Source organism: Pseudomonas sp. E45-MNA-CIBAN-0222 (genome assembly GCF_040310405.1).
Classification (GTDB): domain Bacteria; phylum Pseudomonadota; class Gammaproteobacteria; order Pseudomonadales; family Pseudomonadaceae; genus Stutzerimonas; species Stutzerimonas stutzeri_AC.
Genome location: NZ_JBEOPU010000011.1, coordinates 1 through 20,767, shown reverse-complemented (window position 1 = coordinate 20,767; position 20,767 = coordinate 1). Strand labels below are relative to the sequence as shown.

General features: G+C 56.7%; 16 protein-coding genes and 4 tRNA genes. All 20 read right to left on the bottom strand.

What is annotated here, in order from left to right:
- Positions 1 to 72: 72 nt before the first annotated feature.
- Positions 73 to 1,266, bottom strand: a complete 1,194-nt coding sequence (gene tuf, locus AAEZ08_RS16495; RefSeq protein ID WP_015278291.1) for an elongation factor Tu — start codon at positions 1,264 to 1,266, stop codon at positions 73 to 75.
- A gap of 30 nt (positions 1,267 to 1,296) precedes the next feature.
- Positions 1,297 to 3,408 carry an elongation factor G gene (gene fusA, locus AAEZ08_RS16490; RefSeq protein WP_003280836.1) on the bottom strand — a complete coding sequence of 704 codons (2,112 nt, stop codon included), beginning with the start codon at positions 3,406 to 3,408 and terminating at the stop codon, positions 1,297 to 1,299.
- Between the two features lie 29 nt (positions 3,409 to 3,437).
- A complete protein-coding gene (rpsG, locus tag AAEZ08_RS16485) occupies positions 3,438 to 3,908 on the bottom strand; it encodes a 30S ribosomal protein S7 (protein ID WP_003280834.1) in 471 nt (156 codons plus the stop codon).
- Between the two features lie 98 nt (positions 3,909 to 4,006).
- Complete coding sequence (gene rpsL, locus AAEZ08_RS16480) at positions 4,007 to 4,378, bottom strand: 30S ribosomal protein S12 (RefSeq protein ID WP_003280832.1); 372 nt, start codon at positions 4,376 to 4,378, stop codon at positions 4,007 to 4,009.
- A 140-nt stretch (positions 4,379 to 4,518) separates the two neighbouring features.
- Positions 4,519 to 8,718, bottom strand: coding sequence for a DNA-directed RNA polymerase subunit beta' (gene rpoC / locus AAEZ08_RS16475; protein ID WP_003280829.1), 4,200 nt, complete (start codon positions 8,716 to 8,718; stop codon positions 4,519 to 4,521).
- Between the two features lie 65 nt (positions 8,719 to 8,783).
- On the bottom strand, positions 8,784 to 12,854 hold the full coding sequence (gene rpoB, locus AAEZ08_RS16470; protein ID WP_003280827.1) for a DNA-directed RNA polymerase subunit beta: 4,071 nt from the start codon (positions 12,852 to 12,854) through the stop codon (positions 8,784 to 8,786).
- A gap of 221 nt (positions 12,855 to 13,075) precedes the next feature.
- Positions 13,076 to 13,444, bottom strand: coding sequence for a 50S ribosomal protein L7/L12 (rplL, locus tag AAEZ08_RS16465; protein ID WP_003280825.1), 369 nt, complete (start codon positions 13,442 to 13,444; stop codon positions 13,076 to 13,078).
- 75 nt (positions 13,445 to 13,519) lie between these two features.
- Complete coding sequence (gene rplJ / locus AAEZ08_RS16460) at positions 13,520 to 14,020, bottom strand: 50S ribosomal protein L10 (RefSeq protein ID WP_003280824.1); 501 nt, start codon at positions 14,018 to 14,020, stop codon at positions 13,520 to 13,522.
- Positions 14,021 to 14,213: 193 nt separating this feature from the next.
- Positions 14,214 to 14,909, bottom strand: a complete 696-nt coding sequence (gene rplA, locus AAEZ08_RS16455) for a 50S ribosomal protein L1 (protein ID WP_003280822.1) — start codon at positions 14,907 to 14,909, stop codon at positions 14,214 to 14,216.
- Positions 14,909 to 15,340 carry a 50S ribosomal protein L11 gene (gene rplK, locus AAEZ08_RS16450; protein ID WP_003280820.1) on the bottom strand — a complete coding sequence of 144 codons (432 nt, stop codon included), beginning with the start codon at positions 15,338 to 15,340 and terminating at the stop codon, positions 14,909 to 14,911. Before rplK ends, rplA begins: the two co-directional genes overlap by 1 nt.
- A 110-nt stretch (positions 15,341 to 15,450) precedes the next feature.
- A complete protein-coding gene (nusG, locus tag AAEZ08_RS16445) occupies positions 15,451 to 15,984 on the bottom strand; it encodes a transcription termination/antitermination protein NusG (RefSeq protein WP_003280816.1) in 534 nt (177 codons plus the stop codon).
- Between the two features lie 9 nt (positions 15,985 to 15,993).
- A complete protein-coding gene (gene secE / locus AAEZ08_RS16440; RefSeq protein WP_058063738.1) occupies positions 15,994 to 16,362 on the bottom strand; it encodes a preprotein translocase subunit SecE in 369 nt (122 codons plus the stop codon).
- 42 nt (positions 16,363 to 16,404) lie between these two features.
- Positions 16,405 to 16,480: transfer RNA gene (locus tag AAEZ08_RS16435), tRNA-Trp, on the bottom strand.
- Positions 16,481 to 16,531: 51 nt separating this feature from the next.
- Positions 16,532 to 17,725, bottom strand: coding sequence for an elongation factor Tu (tuf, locus tag AAEZ08_RS16430; protein ID WP_015278291.1), 1,194 nt, complete (start codon positions 17,723 to 17,725; stop codon positions 16,532 to 16,534).
- Positions 17,726 to 17,809: 84 nt separating this feature from the next.
- A tRNA-Thr gene (locus tag AAEZ08_RS16425) sits at positions 17,810 to 17,885 on the bottom strand.
- A gap of 26 nt (positions 17,886 to 17,911) precedes the next feature.
- Positions 17,912 to 17,985 (bottom strand) — tRNA-Gly (locus tag AAEZ08_RS16420).
- A gap of 25 nt (positions 17,986 to 18,010) precedes the next feature.
- Positions 18,011 to 18,095 (bottom strand) — tRNA-Tyr (locus AAEZ08_RS16415).
- Between the two features lie 141 nt (positions 18,096 to 18,236).
- Entirely contained in the window at positions 18,237 to 18,908 is a 672-nt protein-coding gene (locus AAEZ08_RS16410; protein ID WP_500124708.1) for an SPOR domain-containing protein, read from the bottom strand.
- Positions 18,909 to 18,933: 25 nt separating this feature from the next.
- Positions 18,934 to 19,674 (bottom strand): type III pantothenate kinase, encoded by a 741-nt coding sequence (locus tag AAEZ08_RS16405; protein WP_500124707.1) that lies wholly within the window; start codon positions 19,672 to 19,674, stop codon positions 18,934 to 18,936.
- Positions 19,671 to 20,618 carry a bifunctional biotin--[acetyl-CoA-carboxylase] ligase/biotin operon repressor BirA gene (gene birA / locus AAEZ08_RS16400; protein ID WP_500124706.1) on the bottom strand — a complete coding sequence of 316 codons (948 nt, stop codon included), beginning with the start codon at positions 20,616 to 20,618 and terminating at the stop codon, positions 19,671 to 19,673. The genes AAEZ08_RS16405 and birA overlap by 4 nt, the downstream gene beginning before the upstream one ends.
- Positions 20,619 to 20,767 lie beyond the last annotated feature (149 nt).

The window sequence follows — 20,767 nt, the reverse complement described above, 5'->3', positions numbered from 1 at the left end:
TCAGAGGGTGTCAATAAATGATCAACAATAGAAAAAGGCCCCCGAGGGGGCCTTTTTCATCATCGTCAAATATTATTCGACGATCTTGGCAACCACGCCAGCACCAACGGTACGGCCACCTTCGCGAATTGCGAAGCGCAGACCATCTTCCATTGCGATCGGCTTGATCAGGGTAACAACCATTTTCACGTTGTCGCCCGGCATTACCATCTCAACGCCTTCCGGCAGTTCGCACGAACCGGTTACGTCGGTGGTACGGAAGTAGAACTGAGGACGGTAGCCCTTGAAGAACGGGGTGTGACGACCACCTTCTTCTTTGGACAGAACGTACACTTCAGCTTCGAACTTAGTGTGCGGCTTGATGGTGCCCGGCTTGGCCAGTACCTGACCACGCTCCACGTCGTCACGCTTGGTGCCGCGCAGCAGGACGCCACAGTTCTCACCAGCACGACCTTCGTCGAGCAGCTTGCGGAACATCTCGACACCGGTACAGGTGGTCTTGGTGGTATCACGCAGACCAACGATCTCGATTTCTTCCTGGATCTTGACGATACCGCGCTCTACACGACCGGTCACAACAGTACCGCGGCCAGAGATGGAGAACACGTCTTCGATCGGCATCAGGAACGGCTTGTCGATGGCACGAACCGGCTCAGGGATGTAAGTATCCAGGGTCTCGACGAGCTTCTTGACGGCAGTGGTGCCCATCTCGTTGTCGTCTTGACCGTTCAGAGCCATCAGCGCGGAGCCGATGATGATCGGGGTGTCGTCGCCCGGGAAGTCATAGGTGGACAGCAGATCACGAACTTCCATCTCGACCAGCTCGAGCAGCTCAGCGTCGTCAACCATGTCGGCCTTGTTCAGGAACACGACGATGTACGGAACACCTACCTGACGGGACAGCAGGATGTGCTCGCGAGTCTGCGGCATGGGGCCGTCAGCAGCCGAGCAAACCAGGATCGCGCCGTCCATCTGAGCAGCACCGGTGATCATGTTCTTCACATAGTCAGCGTGACCCGGGCAATCAACGTGCGCGTAGTGACGAATATTGGAGTCGTACTCTACGTGAGCGGTGTTGATGGTAATACCACGAGCCTTCTCTTCCGGGGCGCTATCGATCTTGTCGAAGTCGACACGAGCGGAACCGAAAACCTCGGAGCACACGCGAGTCAGAGCTGCCGTCAGAGTGGTCTTGCCATGGTCGACGTGACCAATGGTGCCGACGTTGACGTGCGGTTTGTTACGTTCGAACTTTTCCTTAGCCACGACAGTAAACCTCTTACTTAAAGGGCTGAATCAACCTTGTTTTTTAACCAGTGCTTCGACGATATTCGACGGAGCCTCGGAGTATTTGGAGAATTCCATGGAGTAGCTTGCGCGACCCTGGGACATGGACCGAACGTCGGTCGCATATCCGAACATCTCACCCAGCGGAACCTCGGCACGGATCACCTTACCAGTGACCGTATCTTCCATACCCTGGATCAGACCACGACGACGATTCAGGTCACCCATCACGTCACCCATGTAGTCCTCAGGGGTTACCACTTCTACTTTCATGATCGGCTCAAGCACAACACCACCGCCCTTCTGGGCCAGCTGCTTGGTCGCCATGGAAGCCGCCACCTTGAACGCCATCTCGTTGGAGTCGACGTCATGGTAGGAACCGTCAAATACGGTTGCTTTCAAGCCAATGAGCGGATAGCCGGCAACAACGCCGTTCTTCATCTGCTCTTCGATACCCTTCTGGATAGCTGGGATGTATTCCTTCGGAACCACACCACCCACTACCTCATTGACGAATACCAGACCTTCCTGACCTTCGTCCGCGGGCGCGAAGCGAATCCAGCAATGACCAAACTGGCCACGACCACCGGACTGACGAACGAACTTACCTTCGATTTCGCAGTTCTTGGTGATCTTCTCGCGGTACGAAACCTGAGGCTTGCCAATATTGGCCTCGACATTGAACTCGCGACGCATGCGATCGACGAGGATGTCCAGGTGCAACTCACCCATACCCGAGATGATGGTCTGACCGGTTTCCTCGTCGGTTTTGACGCGGAACGACGGATCTTCCTGAGCAAGCTTGCCCAATGCGATACCCATCTTCTCCTGGTCAGCCTTGGTTTTTGGCTCAACTGCAACCGAAATAACCGGCTCCGGGAAATCCATGCGCTCGAGAATGATCGGCTTATCTGCATCACAAAGGGTCTCACCAGTGGTGACATCCTTCATACCAATCAGAGCAGCGATGTCGCCCGCGCGCACTTCCTTGATCTCTTCACGCTGGTTAGCGTGCATTTGCACCATACGGCCAACGCGCTCTTTCTTGCCTTTGACCGAGTTGATGACAGAGTCACCGGAATTCAGGACACCCGAATACACGCGAACGAAGGTCAGCGTACCAACGAACGGGTCGGTGGCAATCTTGAAGGCCAGAGCCGAGAACGGCTCATTGTCGTCAGCGTGACGCTCATCCTTGATCTCGTTCTCTTCCGTGCTATCGGGATGAACACCCTGGATAGCAGGAATCTCAGTCGGAGCAGGCAGGAATTCGATAACCGCATCGAGAACCAGAGGCACGCCCTTGTTCTTGAAGGACGAACCGCAGACCGCAGGAACGATTTCACCAGCCAGAGTGCGCGCGCGCAGACCTGCCTTGATTTCCTCGACAGTCAGCTCGCCACCCTCGAGGTACTTGTTCATCAGCTCTTCGTTGGCTTCAGCAGCCGACTCGACCATGTTCGAGCGCCACTCATCCGCCAGATCCTGAAGCTCGGCCGGGATTTCTTCCTCACGGTAAGAAGTACCCTTGTCGTCATCGTTCCAGTAGATGGCCTTCATCTTGATCAGATCAATCTGACCTTCGAAGTTCTCTTCTGCACCAATAGCGAGCTGAATCGGCACCGGGGTGTGACCAAGGCGATTCTTGATCTGCCCAACAACGCGCAGGAAGTCAGCGCCGGCGCGATCCATCTTGTTGACGTAGACGATACGTGGAACGCCGTACTTGTTGGCTTGACGCCATACGGTTTCCGACTGCGGCTCAACACCCGAAGTACCACAGAAAACGACTACGGCGCCATCGAGAACGCGGAGCGAGCGCTCCACCTCAATGGTGAAGTCGACGTGACCAGGGGTATCGATGACGTTGACGCGATAGTTGTCATACTGACCGCGCGAACCCTGCCAAAAGGTCGTTACAGCAGCAGAGGTAATGGTAATACCACGCTCCTGCTCCTGCACCATCCAGTCAGTAGTCGCCGCACCGTCATGCACTTCACCCATTTTATGGCTGAGGCCGGTGTAAAACAGAATCCGCTCCGTGGTGGTGGTCTTGCCCGCGTCGACGTGGGCACAGATACCAATGTTACGGTAGCGATTAATAGGGGTAGTACGGGCCACAATTAGGTCCTCGTAAAAGTTGCGCTTGATTAGAAGCGGTAGTGCGAGAAGGCCTTGTTGGCTTCAGCCATACGGTGCACATCTTCGCGCTTCTTGACTGCAGCGCCTTTACCTTCAAAAGCATCCATCAGCTCGCCAGCGAGGCGCAGCGCCATGGATTTCTCGCCGCGCTTGCGCGCTGCGTCGACCAGCCAACGCATGGCCAGAGCATTGCGACGGGAAGGGCGAACTTCGACCGGAACCTGGTAGGTAGCACCACCTACACGGCGGGATTTAACTTCGACCAGCGGAGCGATGGCATCGAGTGCTTTTTCGAAGATTTCCAGGGGATCGCTATTCTTGCGCTCCTTCACCTTGTCCAATGCACCATAAACAATACGCTCGGCAACGGCTTTCTTGCCGCTCTCCATCACGTGGTTCATGAACTTGGCCAGGATCAGACTTCCGTACTTCGGATCGTCAAGGATCTCGCGCTTGGCTGCTACACGACGTCTTGGCATTGATAAGCCCTCAAACGGTCTTCAGGTTAGCTCGGAACAGTAACGCGCAGGTTACGCCCGACCTTACTCTTATCGACTCAAATAAATAGAAAAACTGCTTACTTCGGACGCTTGGCGCCGTACTTGGAACGACCCTGCTTACGATCTTTAACGCCGGAGGTATCCAGCGAACCGCGCACGGTGTGGTAACGCACACCCGGAAGGTCCTTTACACGACCGCCACGGATCAGCACTACGCTGTGTTCTTGCAGGTTGTGGCCTTCACCGCCGATATAGGAAGCGACTTCATAGCCATTGGTTAGACGAACGCGGCAAACCTTACGAAGTGCAGAGTTCGGTTTCTTCGGCGTGGTGGTGTACACACGAGTGCACACGCCACGACGTTGCGGGCAGTTTTGCAGCGCAGGGACGTCGCTTTTCTCGACGACCCGCTTACGCGGCTGACGTACCAGCTGGTTGATAGTTGCCATCTACTAGCTCCACTGTTGTCTTTCGACACAAACGAAAAATGGCAGGGCACGAAGCCCCGCCAAATTAGGGGTACGAGAGTCTAAAGAGCTTCTCGCCCACCGTCAAGGCAGGCCCCGGCTTGTAACCGAGGCCAAGCACTTTAGTTACCGCTGGAGTTCAACGCCTCGGTCAGAGCTGCTTCGACCTCATCAGCGCTCACCCGAACGGGCTTGTCGGCTTCACGCTTGCGCTTACGCTCGCTGTGATACTGCAGGCCCGTACCAGCTGGAATCAGGCGACCCACGACTACGTTTTCCTTGAGACCGCGCAGATAATCGCGCTTGCCAGTAACGGCAGCCTCGGTCAGAACGCGCGTTGTTTCCTGGAACGACGCCGCAGAAATGAACGACTCGGTCGACAACGATGCCTTGGTGATACCCAGAAGAACGCGGACGTACTTGGAGACGAACTTGTCGTCGTCGCTCAAACGCTCGTTTTCCTCCAATACCTGGGTCAGCTCCATCTGGTCACCCTTGATGAAGCTGGAATCGCCCGACTCACTGATCTCAACCTTGCGCAGCATTTGCCGCAGGATGGTCTCGATGTGCTTGTCGTTGATCTTCACGCCTTGCAGGCGGTACACGTCCTGAATTTCATTGACGATGTACTTAGCCAGCGCACTGACACCCAAGAGACGAAGGATGTCATGAGGGTTGCTCGGGCCATCAGAGATGACCTCGCCCTTGTTCACCTGCTCGCCTTCGAAGACGTTGAGGTGGCGCCACTTCGGAATCAGCTCCTCATACGGATCGCTACCGTCGGTAGGCGTAATCACCAGACGACGCTTGCCCTTGGTTTCCTTACCGAAGGAAATCGTACCGCTGATTTCCGCCAGAATGGACGGCTCTTTCGGACGGCGCGCCTCGAACAAGTCGGCAACGCGCGGCAGACCACCGGTAATATCGCGGGTCTTCGAGGTTTCCTGCGGGATACGTGCAATAACGTCACCCACGTTGATCTCGGCACCGTCAGCCACACCCACCAACGCGTTAGCGGGCAGGAAGTACTGGGCCGGTACGTCGGTACCTGGCAGCAGCAGTTCCTTGCCATTGGAGTCGACCATCTTGATCGCAGGACGGATATCCTTGCCCGACGCCGGACGATCTTTCGGATCCATCACCTCGATGTTAGTCAGACCAGTGAGCTCGTCGGTCTGACGCTTGATGGTGATGTTCTCTTCCATGCCTACGAACGTTACAACACCCTTCATTTCGGTGACGATCGGGTGAGTGTGCGGATCCCACTTGGCAACCACCGCGCCAGCGTCGACCTTGTCGCCTTCTTTCACCGAAATCACCGCACCGTACGGCAGCTTGTAGCGCTCGCGCTCACGACCGAAGTCGTCGGCAACCGCCAGCTCACCGGAGCGAGATACCGCGACCAGCGCCCCATCTGCACGCTCTACGTGCTTCAGGTTATGCAGGCGAATGGTGCCACCGTTCTTAACCATGACGTTGTCAACGGCCGAAGTTCGGCTCGCAGCACCACCGATGTGGAACGTACGCATGGTCAGCTGTGTACCCGGCTCACCGATGGACTGAGCGGCGATAACGCCCACTGCCTCACCGATGTTGACCTGATGTCCCCGGGCCAGATCACGGCCGTAGCACTTCGCGCAGATACCGTAGCGGGTTTCGCACGAAATCGGCGAACGCACAACCACTTCGTCGATGCTGTTGAGCTCGATGAAGTCAACCCACTGCTCGTCAACCAGGGTGCCGGCCGGCACCAGCACATCGTCAGTGCCCGGCTTGAGCACGTCACGCGCAATCACGCGACCGAGAACGCGCTCACCCAGCGGCTCGACAACGTCACCGCCTTCGATGTGCGGGGTCATGAACAGGCCCTGCTCAGTACCGCAATCCACTTCGGTAACGACCAGATCCTGCGCGACATCGACCAGACGACGGGTCAGGTAACCGGAGTTCGCAGTTTTCAGCGCGGTATCCGCCAGACCTTTACGCGCGCCGTGAGTAGAGATGAAGTACTGGAGTACGTTCAGACCTTCACGGAAGTTAGCGGTAATCGGCGTCTCGATGATGGAGCCGTCCGGCTTGGCCATCAGGCCACGCATACCGGCCAGCTGACGAATCTGGGCAGCGGAACCCCGCGCACCGGAGTCAGCCATCATGTACATCGAGTTGAACGAGTCCTGCTCGGCTTCGTTACCATCACGATCGATGACCTTCTCCTTGGAGAGGTTAGCCATCATCGCCTTGGACACTTCGTCGTTGGCCTTGGACCAGAGGTCGATCACCTTGTTGTACTTCTCACCCTGGGTCACCAGGCCGGATGCGTACTGGCTTTCGATCTCCTTCACTTCTTCAGTAGCCGCATCAATGATGCGCGCCTTCTCATCCGGAATGACAAAGTCGTTCACGCCGATCGAGACGCCGGAAATGGTGGAGTAAGCGAAGCCGGTGTACATCAGCTGGTCGGCGAAGATGACGGTGTCCTTCAGGCCAACGGTGCGATAGCACAAGTTGATCAGTTTGGAGATCGCCTTTTTCTTCATCGGCTGGTTGACCACATCGAACGCCAGACCGGCAGGAACGATCTGGAACAGTAGCGCACGACCGACGGTGGTATCGACGATACGGGTGTTCTTGGTGATGGTGCCGTCGCGATCTTTGATCACTTCGTTAATGCGCACTTTTACGCGAGCATGCAGCGAGGCTTCACCGCCGCGGAAAACCCGGTCAACTTCCTGCAGGTCAGCGAATACGCGACCTTCGCCTTTCGCGTTGATGGCTTCACGGGTCATGTAATACAGACCCAAAACCACGTCCTGCGACGGAACGATGATCGGCTCACCGTTTGCTGGCGAGAGGATGTTGTTCGTCGACATCATCAGCGCGCGCGCTTCCAGCTGGGCTTCCAGCGTCAGCGGCACGTGTACAGCCATCTGGTCACCATCGAAGTCGGCGTTGTATGCCGCGCAGACTAGCGGGTGCAGCTGGATAGCCTTGCCTTCGATCAGAACCGGCTCGAACGCCTGGATACCAAGACGGTGTAGGGTCGGCGCACGGTTGAGCAGTACGGGGTGCTCGCGAATCACCTCAGCGAGAACGTCCCAGACCTCGGGCAGCTCGCGCTCGACCATCTTCTTGGCCGCCTTGATGGTGGTGGCCATGCCGCGCATTTCGAGCTTGCCAAAAATGAATGGCTTGAACAGCTCGAGAGCCATCTTTTTCGGCAGACCGCACTGGTGCAGACGCAGGGTCGGGCCCACGGTGATCACGGAACGACCGGAATAGTCCACGCGCTTGCCGAGCAGGTTCTGACGGAAGCGACCCTGCTTACCCTTGATCATGTCAGCCAGGGACTTCAGCGGACGCTTGTTGGAACCGGTGATGGCACGACCACGGCGGCCGTTATCCAGCAGCGCGTCAACGGCCTCTTGCAGCATGCGCTTTTCGTTGCGCACGATGATATCCGGCGCCGACAGGTCGAGCAGACGCTTCAGACGGTTGTTACGGTTGATCACGCGGCGATACAGATCGTTGAGATCCGAGGTCGCGAAGCGACCGCCATCCAGCGGAACCAGCGGACGCAAATCCGGCGGCAGTACCGGCAGCACGGTGAGGATCATCCACTCCGGCAGGTTGCCCGAGCCATGGAAGGCCTCCATCAGCTTCAGACGCTTGGAGAGCTTCTTGATCTTGGTTTCGGAGTTGGTCTGCGGGATTTCTTCGCGCAGGCGACCGATTTCGTGCTCCAGGTCGATCTGGATCAACAGCTCGCGCACGGCTTCAGCGCCCATGCGGGCGTCGAAGTCGTCACCGAACTCTTCGAGTGCCTCGAAGTACTGCTCGTCATTCAGCAGTTGACCCTTTTCCAAGGTAGTCATGCCCGGGTCGATGACCACGTAGCTCTCGAAATAGAGCACGCGCTCGATATCGCGCAGGGTCATGTCCAGCAGCAGGCCGATACGGGACGGCAGCGACTTCAGGAACCAGATGTGGGCAACCGGCGAAGCCAGCTCGATGTGTGCCATGCGCTCGCGGCGCACCTTGGCCAGCGCAACTTCCACGCCGCACTTTTCGCAGATCACACCACGATGCTTGAGGCGCTTGTACTTGCCGCACAGGCACTCGTAATCCTTGACTGGGCCAAAGATCTTGGCGCAGAACAGGCCGTCACGCTCCGGCTTGAACGTGCGGTAATTGATGGTTTCCGGTTTTTTAACTTCACCGAAGGACCAGGAACGGATCATCTCGGGGGATGCCAGGGCAATCTTGATGGCATCGAACTCTTCGATTTGACCCTGGTTTTTCAGCAGATTCAGCAAGTCTTTCAAGGCCTTTCCTCCTCACGGACCTGCGGCACCCGGCCAGTGCCGGGCACCGCGTAGGCGGTGCGTGGTTATTCGGTTTCCAGATCGATATCGATACCGAGCGAGCGGATCTCTTTGATCAACACGTTGAAGGATTCCGGCATGCCGGCTTCCATACGGTGATCGCCGTCCACGATGTTCTTGTACATCTTGGTCCGCCCGTTCACGTCGTCCGACTTGACCGTGAGCATTTCCTGCAGGGTGTACGCGGCGCCATAGGCTTCCAGTGCCCAGACCTCCATCTCCCCGAAGCGCTGACCGCCGAACTGAGCCTTACCACCCAGCGGCTGCTGGGTAACCAGGCTGTAGGAACCGGTGGAACGCGCGTGCATCTTGTCGTCGACCAGGTGGTTCAGCTTGAGCATGTACATGTAGCCGACCGTGGTGGTGCGCTCGAACTTGTTACCGGTACGACCGTCGAACAGCTGCATCTGACCGCTTTCCGGCAGATCGGCCAGCTTCAGCATGGCCTTGATCTCGCGTTCCTTGGCTCCGTCGAATACCGGAGTCGCCATCGGCACGCCTTTACGCAGGTTGTTCGCCAGGTCCAGCACTTCCTGATCGCTCAGGTCATCCAGATTTTCCTGACGACCACCGATCTCGTTGTAGATCTCGTGCAGGAACTTGCGCAGTTCGGCAACCTTGCGCTGCTCTTCGAGCATCAGGTTGATTTTCTCGCCCAGGCCCTTGGCCGCGAGGCCCAGGTGGGTTTCGAGGATCTGACCGACGTTCATACGCGACGGTACGCCCAGCGGGTTGAGCACGATGTCGACCGGCGTCCCGTTGGCATCATGCGGCATGTCTTCTACCGGCATGATTACCGAGACGACACCCTTGTTACCGTGACGACCAGCCATCTTGTCACCCGGCTGGATGCGACGCTTGATTGCCAGGTAGACCTTGACGATCTTCAGTACGCCCGGTGCGAGGTCATCACCCTGCTGCAGCTTGCGCTTCTTGTCTTCGAACTTGTCGTCGAGCAGCTGGCGGCGGTCGGAGAGGTAGGCTTGGGCCTTTTCCAACTGCTCGTTTAGCGGGTCTTCCGCCATGCGCAGCTTGAACCACTGACCGTGCTCGAGACCGTCAAGGATCTCGTCAGTGATTACCGCGCCCTTCTTCAGGCCAGCACCGCCCTCGGCGGTCGCGCCGACCAGAGCCGAGCGCAAGCGCTCGAAGGTAGCACCTTCGACGATGCGGAACTCCTCGTTGAGGTCCTTGCGGATCTCGTCGAGCTGCATCTTCTCGATGGCCAGCGCACGAGAGTCGCGCTCTACGCCGTCACGAATGAATACCTGAACATCGATAACGGTACCTTTGGTGCCCGTTGGCACGCGCAGGGAGGTGTCCTTCACATCGGACGCCTTCTCACCGAAGATCGCGCGCAGCAGCTTCTCTTCTGGGGTCAGCTGGGTCTCGCCTTTCGGAGTGACCTTGCCGACCAGAATATCGCCAGGGCCGACTTCGGCGCCGACGTAGACAATGCCCGCCTCGTCCAGCTTGTTCAGCGCAGCTTCACCCACATTCGGGATGTCCGCGGTGATTTCCTCTGGGCCGAGCTTGGTGTCACGGGACACGCAGGTCAGTTCCTGGATATGGATAGTCGTGAAGCGATCTTCCTGAACCACACGCTCCGACAGAAGGATGGAGTCTTCGAAGTTGTAGCCGTTCCACGGCATGAACGCGACGCGCATGTTCTGCCCGAGCGCCAGCTCGCCCATATCGGTGGAAGGACCGTCGGCCATGATATCGCCACGCTCCACCACGTCACCCTTGCGAACCAGCGGACGCTGGTTGATGCAGGTGTTCTGGTTGGACCGGGTGTACTTGGTCAGGTTGTAGATGTCGACACCCGCCTCACCGGTCTCGACCTCAGCATCATGCACTCGTACGACCACACGGCTAGCGTCGACCGAATCGATCACACCACCACGACGAGCAACTACGCAGACGCCGGAGTCGCGCGCTACGTTGCGCTCCATCCCAGTTCCGACCAGAGGCTTGTCCGAGCGCAGTGTCGGCACTGCCTGACGCTGCATGTTCGAACCCATCAGGGCGCGGTTGGCGTCATCGTGCTCGAGGAAAGGAATCAGCGAGGCAGCGACGGATACGACCTGCTTCGGCGAAACGTCCATCAACGTAACGTCTTCAGGGGCCTTGACGGTGAATTCGTTGAGGTGACGCACAGCAACCAATTCGTCGACCAGCTTGAGGCCTTCCAGCTTGGCGCTGGCCTGAGCGATTACGTGATCGGCCTCTTCGATCGCCGAGAGGAACACGATCTCGTCGGTAACTTCACCCTCCTTGACCACGCGGTACGGGCTTTCCAGGAAGCCGTACTGGTTGGTGCGGGCATAAGCGGCCAGCGAGTTGATCAGACCGATGTTCGGGCCTTCTGGCGTTTCGATCGGGCACACACGACCGTAATGGGTCGGGTGTACGTCACGCACTTCGAAGCCGGCGCGTTCACGGGTCAGACCACCCGGGCCGAGTGCGGAAACGCGACGCTTGTGCGTGATCTCGGAGAGCGGGTTGTTCTGGTCCATGAACTGCGAGAGCTGACTGGAACCGAAGAACTCCTTCACCGCCGCTGCAACCGGCTTGGCGTTGATGAGATCCTGCGGCATCAGGCCTTCACTTTCAGCCATCGACAGACGTTCCTTGACCGCACGCTCTACGCGCACTAGGCCTACACGGAACTGATTCTCAGCCATCTCACCGACACAACGGACACGGCGGTTGCCCAGGTGATCGATGTCATCGACGATACCCTTGCCGTTACGAATGTCGACTAGCGTCTTGAGCACCGCAACGATGTCTTCACGGCTCAGTACGCCAGATCCTTCGATCTCGGTACGCCCGATACGACGATTGAACTTCATCCGGCCAACAGCGGAAAGATCGTAGCGCTCCGAGGCGAAGAACAGATTGTTGAACAGCGTCTCGGCAGCATCCTTGGTTGGCGGCTCGCCAGGACGCATCATGCGATAGATCTCGACCAGCGCTTCCAGTTGATTGGTGGTGCTATCGATCTTCAGCGTGTCACTGATGAACGGACCGCAGTCGATATCGTTGGTGTACAACGTCTCGAAGCGAACAACCTGCGCTTTGACGATCTTCGCAAGCGCATCGACGGTCAGCTCAGTGTTGCACTCGGCAATGATCTCGCCGGTCGCCGGATGCACGATGGCCTTGGCCACGGTACGACCCAGCACGTAGTCCATCGGCATCTCGAGCTCTTTGATGCCAGACTTATCGAGCTGATTGATGTGACGCGCAGTGATACGACGCCCCTGCTCGACGATGACCTTGCCGCTCTCATCCTTGATGTCGAAAGTCGCGATCTCGCCACGCAGCCGTTGCGGCACCAACTCCAACGCAAGACTTTCGCCCTTCACGTGGAAGATATTGGTGTCGTAGAAGGCGTCCAGAATTTCTTCGGTGCTGTAATTCAGCGCGCGCAAAAGGACCGAAGCCGGCAGCTTGCGGCGACGGTCAATACGGACGAAGACGGCGTCCTTCGGATCGAACTCGAAGTCCAGCCAGGAGCCGCGGTAAGGAATGATGCGAGCGGAATACAGCAACTTGCCCGAGCTGTGGGTCTTGCCACGGTCGTGATCGAAGAACACGCCCGGCGAGCGGTGCAACTGGGAGACAATAACGCGCTCGGTACCGTTGATGATAAAGGTACCGTTCTCGGTCATCAGGGGGATTTCCCCCATGTAGACTTCCTGTTCCTTGATGTCCTTGATGGCCTTGTTCGACGATTCTTTGTCGAAAATGATCAGGCGCACCTTGACTCGCAGCGGAACGGCGAAAGTCACGCCACGCAGGACACATTCCTTGACATCGAACGCCGGCTCGCCCAGGCGATAGCCGACGTATTCCAGCGCTGCATTGCCGGAATAGCTAATGATCGGGAAAACGGATTTGAAGGCTGCATGCAAGCCAATGTCGCGGAACTGATCTTTGGTCGCTCCCGCCTGCAGGAATTCGCGGTACGAATCCAGCTGGATGGCCAAAAGATACGGCACGTCCATAACGTGCGGTAACTTGCTAAAGTCCTTGCGGATTCGTTTTTTCTCAGTGTATGAGTAAGCCATCAGCGTTCCCCAGCTTGGTCACCTGCTTGTTTGGCTTCTCCCGACGGGAGCAGCCAGAAAATCTTGCGAATCCCATGATTCGCACCGCTCTTACAGAGCGGTATTCCCATCATCGATGCCCGGCGAACGCCAAGCAGCTATAACGGAAAAAGGCCGGTGGCAAGAGCCACCAGCCATCAGCCTTTTGCGAGTCGCTCGGGCTGTAGACGCAAGGTCGTCGCTTACTTAAGCTCGACTTTGGCGCCTGCTTCTTCCAGAGCCTTCTTGGCTGCTTCGGCTTCTTCTTTCGAGACGCCTTCCTTGACTACGCCCGGGGCGCCGTCAACAACAGCCTTGGCTTCTTTCAGGCCCAGACCAGTCAGTTCGCGAACAGCCTTGATCACGTTGACCTTCTTGTCGCCGGTTTCGGTCAGGACGATGGTGAACTCGGTTTGCTCTTCAGCAGCAGCGGCAGCCGGACCAGCAGCAGCGACTGTGGCAGCAGCAGCGGTCACACCGAACTTCTCTTCCATTGCCTTGATCAGTTCAACAACCTGCATCACGGACATTTCGGAAACGGCGTTGATGATATCTTCGTTGGTCAGAGCCATGACTCTAGTTCCTGTATTAAGGTGACGGCCTGCGGCCATCTAATTCAAAAAGTGATTTCGAGAGAAACTGCACGCTTAAGCGGCAGCAGCTTCCTTCTGGTCGCGAACCGCCGCCAGTGTACGAGCCAACTTGCTGGTAGCGCCTTGAATGACGCTCATCAGCTGAGAAATGGCTTCGTCGTAGGTCGGCAGAGTTGCCAGCACGTCGATCTGATTGGCTGCGAGGAACTGCCCCTCGAACGCAGCGGCCTTGATCTCGAACTTGTCCTGACCCTTGGAGAACTCCTTGAAGATGCGAGCAGCAGCGCCCGGATGTTCGTTGGAGAAAGCAATAAGGGTCGGGCCTTTGAACACGTCGTTGAGCACTTCAAACTGAGTGCCATCAACAGCGCGGCGCAGCAGAGTGTTACGTACGACACGTACGTAAACGCCTGCTTCGCGGGCCTCTTTACGGAGTCCGGTCATGGCCCCCACGGTCACGCCACGGGCATCAGCCACGACAGCGGACAGGGCGGCTTTGGCAGCCTCGTTGACTTCAGCGACGATGGCCTTCTTGTCTTCGAGTTTGATTGCCACGGGTTACACTCCTGGATGTTACCGTTTCATCCGGTCGAAACCGGACTGGATTTGGTGTCTGATTCGGTACGAATCGGGAGCACCTCTGCGTAGGCTTTTGGTTTAAGGCTTTCGCCGCCTACGGTCTTGGATAGCCCCCGCCAGGCAGGGACCCCAATCTTGCAAACCGCCCCGCAAGCGAAGCGGTACTGTCTTACGCTTCCAGGGAAGCCTGATCGATGACCAGTCCCGGACCCATGGTGGTGCTCAGGGTCACGCGCTTGACATAAATACCTTTCGAGGTCGAGGGCTTAAGACGCTTAAGGTCGGAAAGCAGCGCCTCAACGTTTTGCTTCAGCTGACCAGCCTCGAAACCAACCTTACCCACGGAAGTGTGGATGATGCCGTTCTTGTCGGTACGGAAACGCACCTGACCGGCTTTGGCATTCTTGACTGCGGTAGCGACGTCCGGAGTCACGGTACCTACCTTCGGGTTCGGCATCAGACCGCGCGGCCCAAGGATCTGACCCAACTGACCAACAACGCGCATGGCGTCTGGCGACGCGATGACCACGTCATAGTTGAGGTCGCCACCTTTCATTTCGGCAGCCAGGTCATCCATACCAACGCGATCGGCGCCGGCTGCCAGCGCAGCTTCAGCGCCCGGGCCTTGAGTAAACACGGCCACACGAACAGTTTTGCCAGTGCCATTAGGCAGAACCGTTGCGCCGCGAACGACCTGATCGGATTTACGCGGGTCGACACCTAGATTGATGGCGATATCGAACGATTCAGCGAACTTAACTGCGGACACCTCTGCCAGCAATTTAGCGGCATCCTCGAACGCATACTGCTTACCGGCTTCGACTTTCTCGGCGATAGCTTTCTGGCGCTTGGTCAACTTAGCCATTACACACCCTCCACGTTCAGGCCCATGCTGCGAGCCGAACCAGCGATGGTTCGAACGGCAGCTTCCATTTCGGCAGCAGTCAGATCAGCCTGCTTGGTTTTGGCGATCTCTTCCAACTGCGCACGAGTAACGGTGCCGACCTTCTGAGTATTGGGGCGAGCGGAACCACTGGTGATGCCAGCAGCCTTTTTCAAAAGCACTGCCGCAGGAGTACTTTTGGTCTCAAAAGTGAAGCTGCGATCACTGTATACGGTGATGATCACCGGAGTCGGCAGACCGGGCTCTTGACCCTGAGTCCTGGCGTTGAACGCCTTGCAGAACTCCATAATATTGACGCCGTGCTGACCCAGAGCAGGGCCTACGGGCGGCGACGGGTTAGCCTGACCGGCCTTTACCTGAAGCTTGATGTAAGCTTGAATCTTCTTAGCCATATTCACTCCGTTACGGGTTATAACGCCTTGCGGCTCCCCATTGCTTATTTATCCCGGTGACGACAAAACCCCGCAGCCTGAAGCTGCGGGGTGTGGGATGCTTCGCTCAGTTAAACCTTCTCGACCTGACTGAACTCCAGCTCTACTGGCGTAGAGCGACCAAAGATCAGGACAGCGACCTGAATCCTGCTCTTTTCATAGTTTACTTCCTCGACCACACCGTTGAAGTCCGCAAACGGGCCATCGGCCACGCGCACCACCTCACCAGGCTCGAAGAGAGTCTTAGGCTTCGGCTTATCAGTACCATCAGCAACGCGACGAAGGATTGCCTCAGCCTCTTTATCCGTGATGGGTGCCGGCTTGTCCGCCGTACCACCAATAAAGCCCATCACGCGAGGAGTATCCTTGACGAGGTGCCAAGTACCCTCATTCATTTCCATATGAACAAGAACGTAGCCGGGGAAGAACTTGCGCTCACTCTTGCGCTTCTGCCCGTTACGCATCTCAACGACCTCTTCGGTCGGAACAAGAATCTCGCCGAACTGTTCTTCCATCCCAGCAAGCTTGACTCGCTCAACCAGAGAGCGCATGACGTGCTTCTCGTAACCCGAGTAAGCATGCACAACATACCAACGCTTAGCCACGAGACACCCTTAACCAACAACCATGGAAACCAACCAGCCGAGCAGGGAATCGAGCCCCCACAACAGCAGCGCCATAACCAGAACAACAACAACAACAATCAAGGTGGTCTGGGTAGTTTCTTGACGGGTCGGCCAAACAACCTTACGAATTTCGCCGCGCGCTTCTTTCAGCAGCACAGCAAAGGCACGCCCCCTGGACGTCTGCAGCGCAACAAATGCCGCCACTACGCCCACAGCAAGGACCGCAAGGACTCGGTAAAGAATCGGCTCAGCGGAGTAGTATTGATTGCCAACAACAGCAACAACCACCAAAGCAGCCACAACGAACCACTTCACCAGATCGAAGCGCGCATCATTGGCTTCAGCTTTGATATTCATCTGCTAGAACCTTGTAAAGACTGCCAAATTCGATATTGAAAATGGCAGGCCAGGAGGGAATCGAACCCCCAACCTGCGGTTTTGGAGACCGCCGCTCTGCCAATTGAGCTACTGGCCTAGAAAGAGTCAGGCCGACTATTATGCCGACCTGCTTCAAACAGATCAATCGTTATTCGACGATCTTGGCAACCACGCCAGCACCAACGGTACGGCCACCTTCGCGAATCGCGAAGCGCAGACCATCTTCCATTGCGATCGGCTTGATCAGGGTAACAACCATTTTCACGTTGTCGCCCGGCATTACCATCTCAACGCCTTCCGGCAGCTCGCACGAACCGGTTACGTCGGTGGTACGGAAGTAGAACTGAGGACGGTAGCCCTTGAAGAACGGGGTGTGACGACCACCTTCCTCTTTGGACAGAACGTACACTTCAGCTTCGAACTTAGTGTGCGGCTTGATGGTGCCCGGCTTGGCCAGTACCTGACCACGCTCCACGTCGTCACGCTTGGTGCCGCGCAGCAGGACGCCACAGTTCTCACCAGCACGACCTTCGTCGAGCAGCTTGCGGAACATCTCGACACCGGTACAGGTGGTCTTGGTGGTATCACGCAGACCAACGATCTCGATTTCTTCCTGGATCTTGACGATACCGCGCTCTACACGACCGGTCACAACAGTACCGCGACCAGAGATGGAGAATACGTCTTCGATCGGCATCAGGAACGGCTTGTCGATGGCACGAACCGGCTCAGGGATGTAAGTATCCAGAGTCTCGACGAGCTTCTTGACGGCAGTGGTGCCCATCTCGTTGTCGTCTTGACCGTTCAGAGCCATCAGCGCGGAGCCGATGATGATCGGGGTGTCATCGCCCGGGAAGTCATAGGTGGACAGCAGATCACGAACTTCCATCTCAACCAGCTCGAGCAGCTCAGCGTCGTCGACCATGTCGGCCTTGTTCAGGAACACGACGATGTACGGAACACCTACCTGACGGGACAGCAGGATGTGCTCGCGAGTCTGCGGCATGGGGCCGTCAGCAGCCGAGCAAACCAGGATCGCGCCGTCCATCTGAGCAGCACCGGTGATCATGTTCTTCACATAGTCAGCGTGACCCGGGCAATCAACGTGCGCGTAGTGACGAATATTGGAGTCGTACTCTACGTGAGCGGTGTTGATGGTAATACCACGAGCCTTCTCTTCCGGGGCGCTATCGATCTTGTCGAAGTCGACACGAGCGGAACCGAAAACCTCGGAGCACACGCGAGTCAGAGCTGCCGTCAGAGTGGTCTTGCCATGGTCGACGTGACCAATGGTGCCGACGTTGACGTGCGGTTTGTTACGTTCGAACTTTTCTTTAGCCATCGAGACCGTCTCCCATCGTTGAATTGAGCTAGTCACGCCACCATTAAAACAAAGGCAGATATTTACATATCTGCCTTTGTGGTTTGGAGCTCATGAGCGGATTTGAACCGCTGACCTCACCCTTACCAAGGGTGTGCTCTACCAACTGAGCTACATGAGCAAATCTAATATCGCAGCCATCAAACTTGGAGCGGGTAGCGGGAATCGAACCCGCATCATCAGCTTGGAAGGCTGAGGTTCTACCACTAAACTATACCCGCGGACGCCGAAGCCTACGCTTAAATCTGGTGGAGGGGGAAGGATTCGAACCTTCGAAGTCTATGACGTCAGATTTACAGTCTGATCCCTTTGGCCGCTCGGGAACCCCTCCAAAGTGAGGCGGCATTTTCATCACTTGCCACCCTACTGTCAAGCATTTTCTCATATAAATCTTGAGGTTAGCTTTACTGACAGCTGCTTCGCATCGGATTCTCTCAACCCTGCCGGCGAAGCGGGCGCCATTCTATGCAAACTATTCCGAAGATGCAACGCTTGTGCAGGCCATCTGCCGGTGCTGAAGCGTAGGAAAGTCCTCTTTTAGCCCTTGCAGCGTCGTGTCGTCTACCTGATGCCGGCTAGCCGTGGCAATTCTGACCCAGTATTTACGGTGCATTCTCGGTAACTCGCGAACCAGCGCCGCGTAATCCACTTCACGCAGGCGCGCCACCACACCTTCCGCAGAGTCTTTACGAGAGAAAATTCCCAGGGAGATACCATTGGCCAAATCGCCAACGGTAATGATGTAGCTGTCCACATTTCGGCTCTGCAATTCTCGCAGCTGCCTGAGGGACGCTTGCCTCGAAGCTAAGGGCGGCAGATACACCCAGTAATCTACGCTACCGATAATGTCTACATGCTGCATCTCGGACTGCACGTCTAAGCTGAGAAGGCGCTGCTCTAGAGAGGCCGCGACCGGCTCATCATCAAAGCCGCCCAGAAAGAGACACGAGTTATCGTTGGGTGCCAGGCTTGATGCCGCCCGCCGCTCGGGAGGAGAGGACTCACTCAGCAACGCTATATTCTGTTGAGGCCGATTATAAGCATCAAGCGGTGTAACCTCCTTGACTCGCACTGGGGCCTGATACTGATGCTGTACCCAAAAGAAGATATTCAACAGCACTAACAGTAGAAAGAACCAACGCATGCAAGCTTCGACCTTTTATATAACGCTAGGGGCAAGCGATCGCCAGACCACGGAAAACCAGATCCGGCACCCGCGTTACTCGGCCGCAGTTTTCAATTAGGTCCGCGTCACCTCCAGTGACGTAAACGGCAAAGTCGTCGCCCAGATAATCGCGCGCCTGCAATATCTGGACGCTGACGAAGCTACGTAACATCATCAAGCAACCCCGTTCAACGGCTTCCGCCGTCGAGCGCCCTGGCGCAGTTTCATAATCCGATGCAGCTACCTGCTCAATGTTGTAACTGATACGTCGCGTATGAGTATGCAATTGCTGCCGAAGCAAGGATATGCCAGGACAAATATAACCTCCGAGATGGACCCCGCTGGCATCCACCAGATCGGCCGTGACAGCAGTACCCAGGTCGAGCACAAGCAGCGCACCACGGGAAAGCTGAAAAGCACCGACTATAGCCAGCCAACGATCCATCCCCAACCGCTCATAATCCCGGTAGCCATTGATCACTCCGGCGAGCTCTTTTGCCGGCGCGGCGCGCATGACCTCCACAGCTAACTTTTCAGAGAGTCGCGAGCAAAGCTTCATCGTCTCGTCATCACCACGGACGCTTGCCACTCTCGCACGCGAGACCCGCAGTACCGTAAGGCCTGCCAGCTCACCAAGCAACTCGTCGACAGAAACGGAAGCTCCCTGCGCAACGATCAGCGCCGAACCGAGACCTAATACCCGCCATTTGATCAAGCTGTTACCGCAATCCAGCTCAAGAATCATGGATCCAGCCTCAAGCTTAGCTCCCCACCACTAAACGAATGCTCACAGCCGTCCAGCGTCATTCTGAGCCCACCCTGAAGATCTACCCCGATCACCACGCCAGAGTATTCAGACGACCCAGTACTCAGCGTGCAATTGCGTCCCTGCCAGATATGGCTAGCCTCCCACTCGGCCCTCAACGCAGAAAACCCCTCGTCGAAATGCCGCTCCAGATACTGCTTTAGTGTTTCCGTCAGTGCCAGAAGCAACTCGTTGCGATCAACCATTCCAACCTGCTCTTTGATGGAGGTCCAAAGCTGGTCTATACCTTCAGCGCTAACCATATTGACGTTGACCCCAACACCAATGACCACATGACATAAATCCGCCGGATCACCGGTAAGCTCCAACAAAATCCCGGCGATTTTGCGACCGTCAACATAGACATCATTCGGCCATTTCAGCCCGGCTTCTACGCCTAGTCGACGCAGTGTTTGCATCACCGCCAACCCCACCACGAGACTCATGCCGGCCAGCTGCTTAGTGCCACCACCAACCTTGAGAGCAAAACTGCAATACAAGTTTTGCCCGAAGGGGCTAATCCAAGTACGCCCCCGCCGCCCTCGTCCCGAGGTCTGAGCCTCAGCGACCACGATAAATGGCTCACCGCCCTTATCAGGCAAGAGGCGTAGCGCCTCAGCATTCGTGGAGTCAATCGTGTCGTAAAGATTTAACGACCAGCCGTATTGCTTCAACCGCGGCTCAAGCTTTGCGTGTTCAAACAGAGATAGAGGCTCGGCGAGACGGTAACCGCGCCCCGGAACCCTATAAAGCGGCAGGCCCGTTTCGCTCTGAATTCGCTGCAGGTGCTTCCAGACAGCGCTTCGACTGACACCAAGCGCCAGACCCAACTCTCGCCCGGAATGAAAACGCCCATCTTGGAGTAACCTCAACAGCCTGTTCATGCCACCCCCAACAAAAAGAGGCCCGAATAATAGCGATACCGGTGGCAAGTGCCTACAGCAGCTTTCAAGTGTGCAAAAGCAAACCCCCGACCGGATTTCTCCGATCGGGGGTTTGGGATAAGAGCTTGACGATGACCTACTCTCACATG